The sequence below is a fragment of the Solibacillus sp. FSL R7-0682 genome, from assembly GCF_038005985.1.
Classification (GTDB): domain Bacteria; phylum Bacillota; class Bacilli; order Bacillales_A; family Planococcaceae; genus Solibacillus.
On record NZ_JBBOUI010000001.1, the window covers coordinates 1,639,423 to 1,654,142 of the forward strand.

A 14,720-nucleotide genomic window follows, 5' to 3' on the forward strand; every position below is an offset into this window, starting at 1 on the left:
TGAAGAAACGGAAGGTGAATGGGTTGAAGTTTTTAGATGAAAAAATCATTGCACTTAGAAATGAAATGAGAGAGCAAGAAAATCATGAATTAGCCCAGAAGGAAGCAACGTTAAAAAAAGAGCAGGAGCCGGAACAGGAAGATTCGAAAACAATTGACCTTACGCAAGATTTTATCGAAATAGATGAACAGAAGATTCCCGTCATTACTCAGCCAGTATTAAACGGGAAAATGCTCATTCGAATGCCAAATCTTTTTTTAATTATGGCTAAAGAGTTAGCATCGTTAAAGTATCCATCAGAAAGAAGACCAACTGTTATTTATACTGATGAGACATCGACGATTAATTTAGCACTTAATTTGACTGACTACCCTTTGAGAGAATCTGAGGTGGAAGATTTCCAAGAAAATATGATTGAAGTGCTTGAACAAGCACATCCTTCAGCAAAATGGTTGGATACAGGAATGATGGAAATACAAGAAAAGACAATTGCCTTTATTGAAATCATTACACCAGCAATTGATGGAGATATTTTTAATTTAATGTTTTTTGCAGCGTTAAATGGTCAAACACTTATTGGCACCTTCAATTGTATGGAAGGGGATCTTGAAAGCTGGCGCCCTGTGGCAAAAGCAATGGTAGAAACACTTGAGTTCCCCTTAAATGAAAAAAATGAGGTGACAAAGGCATGAGTGGATTCGTAACAACTTATGGTAATTTGCAAATCCAACCATTTAAGTTGGTGAGTATTCAAGAATTGACATTAACAAAGAAAATAAACGAGCATGCAAGCCTGCGTTTTACAGGCATTGTACCTGAAGAAGTAAAAGATCAATATGTAGAAATGACCGAGGTTTATTCAAACATTGAAGTCAACCAAATTGATCATTTAGGCGTACCTACCCCATTATTTAAAGGCATCATTTTGTCTGTGAAAGTAAGTGCAGTTCATGGTGTTTATTATTTGGAAGTTGAGGCGGCTTCAGGTACGTATCTACTTGATATTAAAAAGAGAAAGCGTTCATATCAGGATAAAGATATGACATATGCGGCATTGTTCCAAGAAATAAGTCCTCTTTATCCAGGTTTAGATATTATCGATGAGATAACAAAAGGGGCGAAATTAGAGAAATTTACCCTTCAATATCAAGAAACGGATTGGCAATTTTTAAAGAGGCTTGCGTCTCGTTTTAATGTGGGACTTGTTTCTGCTGCGACCTTTAATCAACCAAAGTTTCATTTTGGTATTCCAAATGGCAAAGGAAAAGGGAAGCTAGAAGACTACCATTATACGGTAAGGAAAAAGTTAGCTGACTACTTGCTTTATACAGAAAACGGGAATGAAGGTATGGCGGAAAGTGACTTTTTATATTACGAAGTAGAAACTGATCAAGTACTGGCAATTGGCGATTATGTAACATTTAATGAACAAACACTGTACATCTATGAGGCTTCGACAGCTATGAAAGATGGATTATTAAAACATCAATATATTCTGTCGTCGAAAAATGGCATGAATCAAAGTGAACAATTTAATCGTGCAATTTCAGGTGTGTCTCTTGAAGGAAAAGTGTTAGAGGTTGCTAAAGATCACTTGAAGGTACACTTAACTATTGATGAAAAACAGGAAATCGGGAAAGCGCATTGGTTCCTTTATTCAACGCTTTATTCTGCAGAAGGACATAGTGGCTGGTATAGCATGCCTGAAGTAAATGATTTTGTCCATATTTATTTCCCAACCAATCTTGAAGAGGAAGGGATTGCGAGTAGCTCTATCCGAAAAAATCGCGACAGTAGTGCAACGAATAAATTGGACGATCCTTCAACGAAATATTACCGAACAGCCTTTGGCAAAGAGATTAAGATTAGTCCGACTGAAGTTGTTATTACGGCACAAGATGGAGATATCTTTGTACGTTTAAATGAAGAAAGCGGTATTGAGATTTTTAGCAAGAAAGCCGTTCAATTTATTTCAGAGGCAGATATTACTGTGAATGCGAGTAAAAAAATAAGTTTAACAGCTGAGGACGAAATCTCATTGAAATGTAAGGACAGTAAAATCGTCATGGATGGGAATGTGCAAATCTTTGGTAAAGAAGTAAAAGCCAATTAAAAGGCACCATCATAGACCTCTTAAAATTGGGAAAGAAGGAGACATCTATGCAAACACAAGAAATTTTACAGCATTTTTATGAAACCGAGGTAGAGAAAAGAAGGCTAAACTACTTACTCGCATTAGAAGACTATTTTCAAGCTTCAAAGGATTCGCTTGCAGAAGATTTTAGAAAAGCTTTCCAGCGTATTTGCCAACAGTTACAGCAGCAACAAGAACAACAAAAAAAGGGACCGATTGCACATATTACTTTTTCTTTACTGCGAACAGCATTGCTAGAGAAGAAATATATTTATTTGGTGGAAGGAACCGATGAAGAGTGGTTCTTTGATATGCAACCTATTCTCGCAACTTATGATGCTACTTGGGCATTTCGATTTTTCGAACAGTTTATTGATGAACTCACTGTCTATAGTAAAACCTTTGCAGGTGCGATTACACTTGCTGATATTGAATCCATTAAATTAAATGAAGTGAATTATTTTCATCAATATGTCATTAGTTTAGCTCGCTATGCCCTTCCTGCTATTATGCGATGTGCAGAATACATGTCTTTAAATCGAGAACTACAACTTGAAATTCGTATTGGTGAATATTTAGATGTCAATGAGGTTGTCTATAGTGAAGATTTCACAGCAAAAGATAGCGACGAAATAAAAGCTTGGCTAGAGCAAAAATTAGAGGACGAGTATCCGTATGAAGTATTTAGTAAATTGAATTTGTCTTCCGGTAATTATGAAGGAATTGATATTCGATATGGATTCTTTCAACAAACTAATTTAAAAAGAAGTCAGCTGCAAGAGAGTTTATTAATTGGTGCTAACTTTAGCGAAAGTATATTACTAAATGCGGATTTAAGCTTTAGTACGATTCATGAGGCGAATTTTAGTCATAGCCAAATGCAAGGAGTGAATTTACAGCATGTACAGGGGGCGAGTGGCCTTCAAAATCGTGAAAGCTGGGAAATTCCAGGCTACTTACCTGTAAATTTTACAGGTGCAAATTTAGAAGGTGCAAATTTTGAACTAGCTGATTTACGAGGTGCTTGTTTCATTGGAGCAAATGTAAACAATGTAAATTTTACAGGTGCTAATTTGGCAAATGCCATGTTCTCTAAGGAAGCGCAAGAACATGTAACCCTTGATCCTATACAGGGAGCTAGTATCATTTGGAAAGAATGAGTGATGGAGAAGGAGATTCAACAATGAATTATTTTATTTTATCTCAAGATGAACGTATTTTAAATGCTGTAGAACCGGTAGGAATCACTCAAACAATAAAGAAAGAATGGTTAACGGTCGAACACCTGAGTGAGCTAGACGCAATTGATAGTCAGTTTCCAGTATTAGATAAACCGGAACAGGACTATATCGATTTTATTAGTAGACCAATTCCTTTATTAGCAGATCCTTTAAAACAACTTGTAGAGAAATATAACCCACGAATGCCTTTCAAACCGTTAGTTCTTGTAGATATACCTAAAATAAAGCAAACGTTATATTGGATGGTCGTACCACCGAAAGTAGCGTGTCTTTCACCTAAAACAGAGTTCCATCTAGATGGAACGGTGAAGAAGCTTGTCATTGATGAGGCGTTAGCTGCTCCATATACTTTTTTTAAAATTGATGGGATTAAAGAAGATTTCATCCTTGTCAATGTTGAACTAGCAGAAAGTATGTTACGCAGATCCTATCGAGGCTTACGGTTAGTGAAAGTACAAACAGAGGGCAAATGGAATGACATTTTCGTCAACATATAAATGTAGAAGCTTGATACGTTTTTAGTGAGATGATTGTACATTTCTTGAAGAAAGGATGTTTTCAATGTCAGAAGAAATGCAAACAAAAGGTGACGAGCAACGAAGTTATGTAGTAGCAGGAGCCAAATTGTCATGTTCAAAGGGCGATCAATCGAGCACTTTGAAGATGCCAATTAGTCATGGTGTGTACACAAAAAACAAAGCCCAAATGAATACGATGGATTTTAAACCTCAAGTCAATATTCAGCCTTTCGGTTTATGTTCTTCTTTAGCGAACCCAATCGTTGCAGCAGCTACCGCGGCTAATAATGGTGTTCTGACGCCTCAACCATGTACGCCTGTGGTTACAATGCCATGGATTAATGGGAAGATGGATCAATTGATTGAAAATTATCCTGCATTGACGAATCAATCGACAAATATGTGTCTTTATTGCGGGACAATTCGAGTAGAAGACGATGGCCAAGAGTAATTTAAAATCATCCTCCTGAGAAAGGAAGGGAAGGCATGTGAACACGTATTATGAAGTAATTGGGTACGGCGAATTAGAGCTCGTATCCCCTTATGAGGTACAAACGTTGCATGATCTCTGTCTAATACAAACGGTAAATGACCATGCAAGGTTATCAATAATAGGATTCATCCCGGATGCGAAGAAGACTAGCAGTTTACAAAAGGCTAGTGCGACGGATCGTATAGAACTGTATCAAAAAAAAGATGGTCGTCGTGGCCAAGCTCTTTTTAAAGGCTATGTAACGGAAGTGGCTGTCCAAATGGTGAGAGGCGTCTATCAAATTAAGATAGAAGCTGTATCTGCAACGTTTCAATTGGATTGTAAGCGGCGGGAAAGGTCCTTCCAACACGCCCAAATGTTATATAGTAAAATGATGCAACAAGTTCTAACTGAATATCCGGGGGCAGATGTGATTGACACCGTGTCAAAAGCTACACCTCTGCAACAATGTATATTACAATATCAGGAGACGGACTGGCAATTTCTTCAACGAATGGCTTCGCATTTTCGTACCGTCCTTATACCAGCAATTGATGCAGAACAACCGAAGTTTTGGTTTGGCCTACCCGAAGGACGTGTCGAAACGATTTCTGCAACCAATTACACTTTATCTAAAAATCGTGCACAGTTTTTGCAAATTGTTCACAATGACTCGGAGCGTCCGATTGTTGAATCCAACATGGTGACGTATAGTGTAGAATCTCACCAACCGTTGATGCTAGGGGCTCGTGTGCTGTTTCAAAAGAAGGAACTTGTTGTTGCGCGGTCAATCGCTCGTATGAAACAAGGAGTTCTAAGCTTTGACTATCAGTTACTTCCAGAATCAGGTGTTCGCCAACAGCGACGAACTATTCCGCTCCTTGCGGGGACGTCAATTGAAGGAACTGTATTAGCAATTCAGAAAGACCGTGTCCAACTGCATTTATCGATTGATTCCGAACAAAAAAAGGAAGAGGCAGCCTGGTTTTCCGTTGCGACTCCATATAGTGCAGAGGGGCATAGTGGCTTTTATAGTCCACCAGAAGAAGGCGACCAAGTGCAACTTCATATTCCAACGAACGATGAGAAGTCAGCGTTTGTTCGGCAAAGTGTACGAAAAGGGGGAGACACCAACCCTAAAATAGCTGATTCGAAAACGTCTTACTGGGGAACAACGAAGGGGAAGCATATAAAGCTAGATCCTCAATCCGTCACGTTGACGGCTACTGAAGGTTCTGTTTTTCTTCAACTTCATCAGGATAGTGGCATCACGATACATAGTAAGCATTCGATCGTTGTGACAGCGAATGAGGACGTAAATTTTGCAGCGAAGACGATAGCTTTCAGTGCAACCGAATCACTCCGTTTTACGTGTGGGTCAAGTAGCGTAGTGCTAGACAGCGTGACCGATATGCAGGGAGAACTGGTGATGATGGAAGGCGCTGTAAAGGCTGCGGTTTCTGTTGTAGAAGCAGCGGATGACGAAGACGACGATGATGAAGAACTGGATTCAGCGCTCGATGTATTAGGCATGATTCCCCTAACCGGGGGTGATGTCTAATGGCCAAGAAGAAAAAAGGAAAAGGGTTTTTTAGTGCAATTGGAAGCGCCTTAGGCAGTATCCCTGTTGTCGGAAAGGTGAAAAAGGCATCAAAAACAGTTAAAAAGATAGTAAAGTCTGCCAAAAAGAAACTGAAAAAAACAGTTAAAAAGGTTAAGAAAAAAGTTAAGAAAAAGATCGGGAAAGTCTACACCAAGGCCCGAAAAATAAAAAATAACCTGTCCAAAAAAAAGATTGTTAAAAAAGTAAAGAAGGCAGTGAAGAAAGCGGTACTGGCCACGAAAAAGGCAGCTAAAAAGGTAAAAAGTACAGCTAAAAAAGCAGCCAAAACCGTCAAAAAGGCAACGAAAGCCGCAACAAAACAGGTCAAAAAGACCGCGAAGAAAGCCGTAACTAAAGCAAAACAGAATGTAAAAACGGCCATAAAAGATACGAAAAAGGTAATGACAAAGGTCGGCGGAAAAGTGGCCGTTGCGTACACGTCCTTTAAAGAGGGCGGCTACAAAGGGGTAATCTCAGCAGGATTAGACTTCATTCCGATAGTAGGAAATGCGAAAGCATTGGTAGAAGCGGCAATTGGAAGAGATCCGATCACCGGTAGAAAGCTGGAAAGCTGGGAGCGCGGAGCATCAGCCGCTGCTATTTTAGGCGGCCCTCTAGTAAAAGGGGTAAAACATGGTGCAAAACTAGGTGCAAAGGCTATTTCAGGAGCTACATCAAGTAGCAAGAAAACAGTAAATCTGGCCAAGTCCCCAACACCAACGAATCCACCAAAGCAGCAAGCACCGTCATTGGCAAAGAAGGAAGCAAGCGCAACAACGGCACCACCTGCGAAAGCTAATCAGAATGCTAAGGGTACGGGTAAACCTCAAAAACCACAAAAACATCAAGCTGAGAAGAAAAGTAACCCACAAATAGGAAGTGGACCTTATTCACATCTTATAGATTCCAAACATGTAGGTTCTGGGAAGAATTTTACTGCAGCTCAAAAGAAAAAGATAATTGATGAAAATATGAAACAAAACGGGGGGGTGGTTAAATCTGATCAAACAGGTCAAATTTTAACTAAACCTCAAAAAAGTAAAAAAGGTGTTACACCTGATCCGAATGAATGGCAAATCGATCATGTTATACCTAGAGATAAAGGTGGCACTAACAGTTACAGTAATGCACAAGTATTATCTCGAAAAGAAAATAGAGAAAAATCAAATAAGTTACCCTCGGAACTTGATAAGTCAAGTACGATAACATCACCAACTAAAACAAAAAGGAGAAAAAAATGAAGCCTATAATACTAAATAGTCAATTAAATAAAAATAATTTATGGAGTGGTTGTATACTTGCATCGGTAGCACATGCAATAATGGTTGCTCATTATCCTGAATTATCATATGAACATTCATGGGATGGTGATAACTATAGTGTTGTCGATGATTCGGGAGGAAGAGGAACTATTACTTTCAAAAATAATTATTTTGTTGGGGCATTTCGAAATGAAAATTTTCCCCGAATTGATATCCCTACAGCTATAGATTTTTTTACAGGTGCACCAAAAGATATCATTGAGTTGGCTAAGAATGAAACTTTAGAATATCTTCTTGAAGAGGATGAAGATGGCACAATTTCACCATTTATCACGACTGGAATTTGGGGTGACAATGATACTATCACTTCAAATGATAATATTGTTAGAATAGTTCAATGTGGAGGATATTTATTAGAGAAGCAGTTTATGGATAAAGACGCTGCAATTGGAGCTTGGCGAGATTATTATGAGATGACTTCCGAACAAGTAGAATTGTTAAAGTCCATATATGAGAGAAAAATAAATAATTCTCATGGAATCATCACTTTGACAAAAAATGAAATTAAATTAATTGGAACTGAAAGTTCTGAAGGCTTGAGTGAAAGTATGGTATCGTTTGAAGAGATTGGGGTAAATTGGGATAAGTAGACCACTACTATGGTTACCCAATGTTGATTAGTTATTTAACCTTGATTGGCTATATGACTTTCAAGGTTATTTACTTATACGAAAAAGTGATGGGACGTATATTTCATAATGATGGTCAGATATGACACATGAAAATGCTTACTGTTAGAAAAGATACTAAAATGATATTTAAGAGCGTAAAAGGTAGTTGGATAAAGTGAGAACAAGGATCAGTTACAGAAACAGATCGATGATTTTAATGATTTGAACAAAAAAGGGAGATGATGAGTAGATGGATCAAAAACTTACTTATTTAAAAAAAGTACAATGAAAATGTCCGAATATTAACAATCGATGAAATTAGTAGACTGGATGATAATGAAATACCAATTGAATGGAGAAAACTATTTTATAATGACGATATTAAAGGAAGAATCGATTTACTTCTGAACGTATGGGAAAAAAATGTAGGGATTGAATTACGAAACACAATCTCTTATCTAAATGAACATCTTATAAATATTGAAATTATGGATGTTGAGGGAGCTTATTCGATTTTATACACTATAAGAAATTCCAAAGGAAACATAATGTATTATGAAGGGCGTAATCCTCAGAAAGCACAAAAAAACATAGAATTAGAGGAATCGTGGAATAAAATACCTACTTCAATTCGAAGTTTTTACGAAAATATTCATGATGGTTTTTATTACTATGCGAGTGAATCAATGGGCCTAGTTCCGCTTGAATCGGTAACATATCTTGGGGACGAGGATCTGGAATGGAGTATTATTGATGATTTAGAAGAACCAATAAAAATCAACCTAGACTCATCGTTTGGTTTTTTCTCTAATGGTATGGGAAGTTACGTAGCTATAGATTACACTAATTGTATTGATAACAAAGGTACATTTTGGTCTGCAAAATTAAAGCCCAAATATAATATCTGTTTTTGGAGTTATGTAGATGAATGGATTGTAATTGGCTTTGAAATGTAACTAGATAAAGAGACAATTTATAGACAGTAGGGAATAATCGTAGGGCGCAAATGTAATTATTTTTCATTTGTGCCCTACTTATTTATTAGCTAATAAAATCAGCATATTTTCTTCATCAGGTAAAACATTGCATTTAGTGCAACCGAATCACTCCGTTTTACGTGTGGGTCAAGTAGCGTAGTGCTAGACAGCGTGACGGATATGCAGGAAGAACTGGTGATGATGGAAGGCTCTGTGAAAGGTCCTGTTTCGGTATCAGAAGCAGCGGATGACGAAGACGACGATGATGAAGACCTGGATTCAGCGCTCGATGTATTAGGCATGATTCCCCTAACCGGGGGTGATGTCTAATGGCCAAGAAGAAAAAAGGAAAAGGATTTTTTAGTGCAATTGGAAGCGCCTTAGGCCGTATCCCTGTCGTAGGAAAGGTGAAAAAGGCATCAAAAACAGTTAAAAAGAAAGTAAAGTCTGCCAAAAAGAAACTGAAAAAAACAGTCAAAAAGGTCAAGAAAAAAGCTAAGAAAAAGATCGGAAAAGTCTACACCAAGGCCCGAAAAATAAAAAATAACCTGTCCAAAAAAAGATTGTAAAAAAAGTAAAGAAGGCAGTGAAGAAAGCGGTACTGGCCACGAAAAAGGCAGCTAAAAAGGTAAAAAGTACAGCTAAAAAAGCAGCCAAAACCGTCAAAAAGGCAACGAAAGCCGCAACAAAACAGGTCAAAAAGACCGCGAAGAAAGCCGTAACTAAAGCAAAACAGAATGTAAAAACGGCCATAAAAGATACGAAAAAGGTAATGACAAAGGTCGGCGGAAAAGTGGCCGTTGCGTACACGTCCTTTAAAGAGGGCGGCTACAAAGGGGTAATCTCAGCAGGATTAGACTTCATTCCGATAGTAGGAAATGCGAAAGCATTGGTAGAAGCGGCAATTGGAAGAGATCCGATCACCGGTAGAAAGCTGGAAAGCTGGGAGCGCGGAGCATCAGCCGCTGCTATTTTAGGCGGACCTTTAGTAAAAGGTGTAAAACATGGTGCAAAACTAGGTGCAAAGGCTATTTCAGGAGCTACATCGAGTAGCAAGAAAACAGTAAATCTGGCCAAGTCCCCAACACCAACGAATCCACCAAAGCAGCAAGCACCGTCATTGGCAAAGAAGGAAGCAAGCGCAACAACGGCACCACCTGCGAAAGCTAATCAGAACACTAAGGGTACGGATAAAGCTCCTAACAAGGTAAACTATGGAGATCAATATACGAAAGATGGACGTAAGAAGGTGTTAAAGGAGAATGTAGAATACACTACTAAAGAAGGTTATACTTATAAAACAGACAGTAAAGGACGTATTTCAAGCTGTGAAGGTAACCTGGAACTGGGTGAAGGGAAAAGAAATAATTATGCTCAAAGGAAAGTGGGACGCGAAGATCGCCTAGCTGACGATGAAGGTGGCCATTTGATTGCAAGTATTTTCAAGGGTTCTGGTAATATAGATAATCTTGTTCCAATGAATGGTAACCTAAATAAAGGTGAATGGAAAAAACTTGAGAATTCGTGGGCTGACGCACTTAGACAAGGAGATGAAGTGAAAGTAAAAATAACACCTATTTATAAAGGCGATTCAAAACGTCCAGATAGTTTTGAAATTAAGTATAAAATTGGTGAAGATGGTTGGGAGAAAAAGAGATTTGATAATGTCCAGGGAGGAAAATTAGATGAATGATGAAAAGTTAGGCAGATTATATCAAGAAATAGTCGGAATCATAATAGATACAATTCCGGAGGAGTGGTTAAAAGTATATCTTTATGCCGAAGTGAATGACGGTTCTCAAACAGCTGACTTCTATTACTATCCTAAAGGTAGTGATAAACCTATTTGTAGTCATGATATCACCGAGCTCTTTACCATAAGTGAAGAGGAGTATTCCATACAATGGCATCAATTGCTAGATAGTATAAAAGAGTTATGGAGAGAGTTTATCGATAATAATGAAGCGCCATGGACAAGTTTCACTTTGATTTTTAATAACACAGGAAAGTTTAAAATAGATTTTAGTTATGACGATCTGTCAAATGCTGACCCCCATGAAATAGCGACAATATGGAAATATGAAAATATGGGAATTGTTCCAAAAAGTAACTCAGGGAAGAAGCATCTAGAAAAGTATCTTCAGACAATTAAAAATAAAGAAAAATAGGTATTTTAATAATTCAAAATGGTAAGCGGACAAATGAGAGTGGCTATAGTGTCGGTATAAAGACTACCAATTAAAATTTCTCGATTTATACTTAACAAAAAAACAATCATAGACACTTATTTTTAACTTGTTTATCAAGGACTTAATTTGAATTAATAACTCATGAAGGCTAGACCATCAAGAAGAATAAGAGCGAGAATAGGCGATGTGACATTTTACTTACAAGGGCCACTTTATTGATTGTATTAGTAACAACACACGAGATAAAACAAGCTAAAGGGTTTAAACGTTACACTTGCCATGTGTCAATAATGATGTCAGACTGTCAATACTAAACTAACTTATAAAACTTGCAAATATTAATAAACTTATAAAATTTATAAACATAAAGCACTTGTCTATAACAGGCGACAAGTGCTTTTTTGCATGTTTAAATACGTAAATTGGAAATATCACGATTATTTAATTAGTGTACTAAGTGTTAAATTTTATAAGAGTACTATCATACAAGGGGAAGAACAGACGATGGAAATAGAGATTTCGATAGATAAATTTGTTATTGATTATAAGGATGTACCACATTCAACATTTTTACGTGTTTATATGGTTGGAGTGCAGAAATATAAAGTGAAAATGAAGATTTATAGTGGAACATATAGCTATGAATTGCACATGCGGAAAAGTGACGATGATAGATTCATCTATATTTTAAAAACTTTAGAGAAACAGAAGGCCACTTACATACCCTAAGGATTGAGACAATGCCAGAGCATTACTCATTATTTTGGTAGAGGCGACCAACGTAAAAGGAATGGTTAATCCGTTACTAGAGAGAATTATTCCTACAAAATGCCATGTTTTTGTCAACAAACTAATTCATGATTATGAGATTATGGCTAATAGTAACTTCTGGGACTAGTTCAAATCTGGTTCCAATTCCAAGAGTATGAAGAAGCCAATGAACAGAAAAATCTCTTAGGAAGTTTAATTGTTTTTGCGATGGTAGAAAAAGGTTATATAGTCCAATTCGATTATAAAGAAGATTTGGAAGAGTACGAATCAAGTATAAAAGATTTCTGGAATCTAACAAAAACTAAATTGGTTCAATTTATAATAGATAATGATCAATATTATTATGCTTTACTACCAACTGATGTGAATATGAAGGATATATATGAAGTTAAGCTTCAAGAAGTAAAGTAGTTTAATGGAAAGAATGATAAAATGGTGGTAGTTGGAAATTCTAACTACCGCCATTTTTATTATTTAATGTATGGATGATTAAATAGACAACAGAACGTTCTAACCAAAGTGAAACAGAATGGAAAAGTGGCCGTTGTGTACACGTCCTTTAAAGAGGGCGGCTACAAAGGGGTAATCTCAGCAGGATTAGACTTTATTCCGATAGTAGGAAATGCGAAAGCATTGGTAGAAGCGGCAATTGGAAGAGATCAGATTACCGGTAGAAAGCTGGGAGCGTGGAGCATCAGCCGCTGCTATTTTAGGCGGACCATTAGTAAAAGGTGTAAAACATGGTGCAAAACTAGGTGCAAAGGCTATTTCAGGAGCTACATCGAGTAGCAAAGCAAAAACTAAAACAGTAAATCTGGCCAAGTCCCCAACACCAACGAATCCGCCAAAGCAGCAAGCACCGTCATCACCTGGGAAACTAATCAAAATAATAATGGTACGGGTGAAGGCAAGAAAAGTGATGTTAATATTGATAATTTCAATTTCGGAAAATATTTGAAAACCCAAGTTGGTGATTCACCTGAAGGAATGAAAGACCCCCACGCACATCACATTCTATTTAAGAAAGGTCTTGGAAAATCTCAACAAGAGCTTGTTGAGGAAGGGCAAAAAATATTAAGAGAGTATGACATAGACCCAATTTTCGGCATTGAAAATTTAACTTGGGCACCAAATAGAGTTAAAGGACAACATAGTATTGATGCACTAAAAGTAGTAGATAATATTAAAGAAGTAAAAAATCATGGCGGTGACCGAGATGACATGGTTCAAAGGTTTAAAGAATTAGGTGACTTAGCCGCTACAAGGAGATAGTGATAATATGGGAAATATTGAGCTAATTAAAGAAATTCGTACAGCTATCAAACAAAATAATGTTGAAAGAGTAGTCGAGTTAATTGGTTCAGATATGGAACTCATGAATATGGTTACAACATTTGGAACTTGGCTACATGTTGCAGCTACACATGGAAAGCTTGAAATAGTCAAGCGACTTATAGACTTAGGTGCTGACATAAATAAACGCGGGGGTGTTTTTGGTGGTGGAGCAATTAACGTAGCGGCTTCAGAAGGACATATTGATATTGTTAGATGTCTATTGTCTAATGGAGCTGAAATAGATGTGAGCGAACCAGAAAGGAACCCATTGTTTGCAGCGATTCGTGGTGGACATATAGATATTGTTAAACTTCTCATTGAAAATGGAATTGATATTCATGTTACGTACACAGGAGAATCTATGAAAAATATGGATGCATTAGCATTTGCACATGAACGAGGGCAAAAAGAAATAGCTAATTTATTGGATTCTGCTAAAAAAGAAGAGTATAAAGATACTGCGCAAAATAAAACAAATGAGATTTTAGATTATATAAGAGAACATTTTGGTCCCATTTATCATACAATTAGTGAAATTGTCCTTGGTAGTAAAGTAACGGTTGATATTCAAATAATACTGCCAACGAAGGATCGTGATTTTATCACTCTTGTGACTACAGGGATGAGTGATGTTGCAATGGACGAAACAGAAGAAAGTGTAGGTTCTAGATATGCAGAATTAGTACTCAAGTTACCTGCGAATTGGCCGATAAGCAAAGATGAAATGGGGGATAATGTTCATTTTTGGCCATTAAAGTGGTTAAGAATGGTCGCTCATATCCCCCATTCATATGATGGATGGTTAGAGGCAGGGGTCGTTCTTCCAAATGGGGATCCTCCAATGCCATTTGCTTCTAATACAGCATTATCATGTATTTTGATAAGTAAATCTGAAGTAGGAGGAGGTTTTGTGAATTTGGAAAATAGAGTAATTGATTTTTATACTCTATTACCTATATATGAAGAAGAAAGAAAGATAGCTTTACAAAAAGGATATGATTATTTAATAGAAAAATACGATGAAAATGGTGTATCAGATGTACTTGATATAAAAAGGAAAAACATCGGTTTGAACGGTTAGACAAAAGCGTTTTTTATTTTTTTTAAACTTGGTTTATGTGAAAATCATTATACCAGTATTTATTAATGAATTGCCCCTGCCAAGTAGACAGTAGAAATAATAATGCTTTAAGCCGTTTATTGTTTCTTGATAACTTTCATTATTATAGAATTAGGTAAGTCGTTACCAAAGCAAAACAAATTTCAATGCTGCTGTAAAGTATACGAAGAAGGCTTTGAAAAAGGTTGGCGAAAAAGTTGGCATTGAGTATACATCCTTAAAAGAGGGTGGCTATAAAGAGGTAATCTCTGCAAGGTTAGACTTTATTCCAGTAGTAGAAAATGCGAAGGCAATGATTTTAGATCTATAGTAAGTTAACCTTCAAGAGGTAAAGTAAGTTTAATAGAAAGAATGATAAAATGGTGGTAGTTAGAAATTCTAACTACCACCATTCTTATTATTCAATGTACGGATGATTAAATAGACA

Annotated in this window: 17 protein-coding genes and 3 pseudogenes; all 20 read left to right on the forward strand. The window is 37.0% G+C overall.

Annotated elements, in window-relative coordinates:
• The first annotated feature begins 14 nt into the window (after window positions 1-14).
• The 20 genes and pseudogenes from MKZ17_RS08345 to MKZ17_RS08435 all read left to right on the forward strand — a co-directional run bounded on the left by MKZ17_RS08345 (window position 15) and on the right by MKZ17_RS08435 (window position 14,603).
• Window positions 15-692 carry a hypothetical protein gene (locus MKZ17_RS08345; RefSeq protein WP_340723286.1) on the forward strand — a complete coding sequence of 226 codons (678 nt, stop codon included), beginning with the start codon at window positions 15-17 and terminating at the stop codon, window positions 690-692.
• Window positions 689-2,113, forward strand: coding sequence for a hypothetical protein (locus MKZ17_RS08350; protein ID WP_340723287.1), 1,425 nt, complete (start codon window positions 689-691; stop codon window positions 2,111-2,113). The genes MKZ17_RS08345 and MKZ17_RS08350 overlap by 4 nt, the downstream gene beginning before the upstream one ends.
• Before the next feature lie 47 nt (window positions 2,114-2,160).
• A complete protein-coding gene (locus tag MKZ17_RS08355) occupies window positions 2,161-3,294 on the forward strand; it encodes a pentapeptide repeat-containing protein (RefSeq protein ID WP_340723288.1) in 1,134 nt (377 codons plus the stop codon).
• Window positions 3,291-3,872 (forward strand): serine protease, encoded by a 582-nt coding sequence (locus MKZ17_RS08360; RefSeq protein WP_340725523.1) that lies wholly within the window; start codon window positions 3,291-3,293, stop codon window positions 3,870-3,872. Before MKZ17_RS08355 ends, MKZ17_RS08360 begins: the two co-directional genes overlap by 4 nt.
• A 64-nt stretch (window positions 3,873-3,936) precedes the next feature.
• The gene (locus MKZ17_RS08365) at window positions 3,937-4,344 is read left to right on the forward strand and encodes a DUF4280 domain-containing protein (protein ID WP_340723289.1); all 408 of its coding nucleotides are present in this window, start codon (window positions 3,937-3,939) and stop codon (window positions 4,342-4,344) included.
• 37 nt (window positions 4,345-4,381) lie between these two features.
• Window positions 4,382-5,926 (forward strand): contractile injection system protein, VgrG/Pvc8 family, encoded by a 1,545-nt coding sequence (locus tag MKZ17_RS08370; RefSeq protein WP_340723290.1) that lies wholly within the window; start codon window positions 4,382-4,384, stop codon window positions 5,924-5,926.
• A complete protein-coding gene (locus tag MKZ17_RS08375) occupies window positions 5,926-7,209 on the forward strand; it encodes a pre-toxin TG domain-containing protein (protein WP_340723291.1) in 1,284 nt (427 codons plus the stop codon). Before MKZ17_RS08370 ends, MKZ17_RS08375 begins: the two co-directional genes overlap by 1 nt.
• On the forward strand, window positions 7,206-7,880 hold the full coding sequence (locus MKZ17_RS08380; RefSeq protein WP_340723292.1) for a hypothetical protein: 675 nt from the start codon (window positions 7,206-7,208) through the stop codon (window positions 7,878-7,880). The genes MKZ17_RS08375 and MKZ17_RS08380 overlap by 4 nt, the downstream gene beginning before the upstream one ends.
• Before the next feature lie 271 nt (window positions 7,881-8,151).
• Window positions 8,152-8,857, forward strand: a pseudogene (locus tag MKZ17_RS20565) (SMI1/KNR4 family protein).
• Between the two features lie 192 nt (window positions 8,858-9,049).
• Complete coding sequence (locus tag MKZ17_RS08390) at window positions 9,050-9,208, forward strand: hypothetical protein (protein WP_340723294.1); 159 nt, start codon at window positions 9,050-9,052, stop codon at window positions 9,206-9,208.
• Entirely contained in the window at window positions 9,208-9,447 is a 240-nt protein-coding gene (locus MKZ17_RS08395; RefSeq protein WP_340723295.1) for a hypothetical protein, read from the forward strand. Before MKZ17_RS08390 ends, MKZ17_RS08395 begins: the two co-directional genes overlap by 1 nt.
• Before the next feature lie 17 nt (window positions 9,448-9,464).
• Window positions 9,465-10,571, forward strand: coding sequence for a DNA/RNA non-specific endonuclease (locus tag MKZ17_RS08400; RefSeq protein WP_340723296.1), 1,107 nt, complete (start codon window positions 9,465-9,467; stop codon window positions 10,569-10,571).
• The gene (locus MKZ17_RS08405; RefSeq protein ID WP_340723297.1) at window positions 10,564-11,046 is read left to right on the forward strand and encodes an antitoxin YezG family protein; all 483 of its coding nucleotides are present in this window, start codon (window positions 10,564-10,566) and stop codon (window positions 11,044-11,046) included. Before MKZ17_RS08400 ends, MKZ17_RS08405 begins: the two co-directional genes overlap by 8 nt.
• Window positions 11,047-11,571: 525 nt before the next feature.
• On the forward strand, window positions 11,572-11,796 hold the full coding sequence (locus MKZ17_RS08410) for a hypothetical protein (protein ID WP_340723298.1): 225 nt from the start codon (window positions 11,572-11,574) through the stop codon (window positions 11,794-11,796).
• Window positions 11,797-11,863: 67 nt separating this feature from the next.
• Window positions 11,864-12,249 (forward strand): annotated as a pseudogene (locus MKZ17_RS08415) (hypothetical protein); the annotation flags it as partial.
• A 135-nt stretch (window positions 12,250-12,384) separates the two neighbouring features.
• Window positions 12,385-12,477, forward strand: a pseudogene (locus MKZ17_RS20570) (hypothetical protein); the annotation flags it as partial.
• Window positions 12,478-12,487: 10 nt separating this feature from the next.
• Window positions 12,488-12,796: a hypothetical protein gene (locus MKZ17_RS08420; RefSeq protein ID WP_340723299.1), complete on the forward strand. Its 309-nt coding sequence runs from the start codon at window positions 12,488-12,490 to the stop codon at window positions 12,794-12,796.
• The gene (locus tag MKZ17_RS08425) at window positions 12,793-13,110 is read left to right on the forward strand and encodes an AHH domain-containing protein (protein WP_340723300.1); all 318 of its coding nucleotides are present in this window, start codon (window positions 12,793-12,795) and stop codon (window positions 13,108-13,110) included. The genes MKZ17_RS08420 and MKZ17_RS08425 overlap by 4 nt, the downstream gene beginning before the upstream one ends.
• Before the next feature lie 7 nt (window positions 13,111-13,117).
• Window positions 13,118-14,254 (forward strand): suppressor of fused domain protein, encoded by a 1,137-nt coding sequence (locus MKZ17_RS08430; RefSeq protein ID WP_340723301.1) that lies wholly within the window; start codon window positions 13,118-13,120, stop codon window positions 14,252-14,254.
• 214 nt (window positions 14,255-14,468) lie between these two features.
• Window positions 14,469-14,603, forward strand: a complete 135-nt coding sequence (locus MKZ17_RS08435; RefSeq protein ID WP_340723302.1) for a hypothetical protein — start codon at window positions 14,469-14,471, stop codon at window positions 14,601-14,603.
• Window positions 14,604-14,720 lie beyond the last annotated feature (117 nt).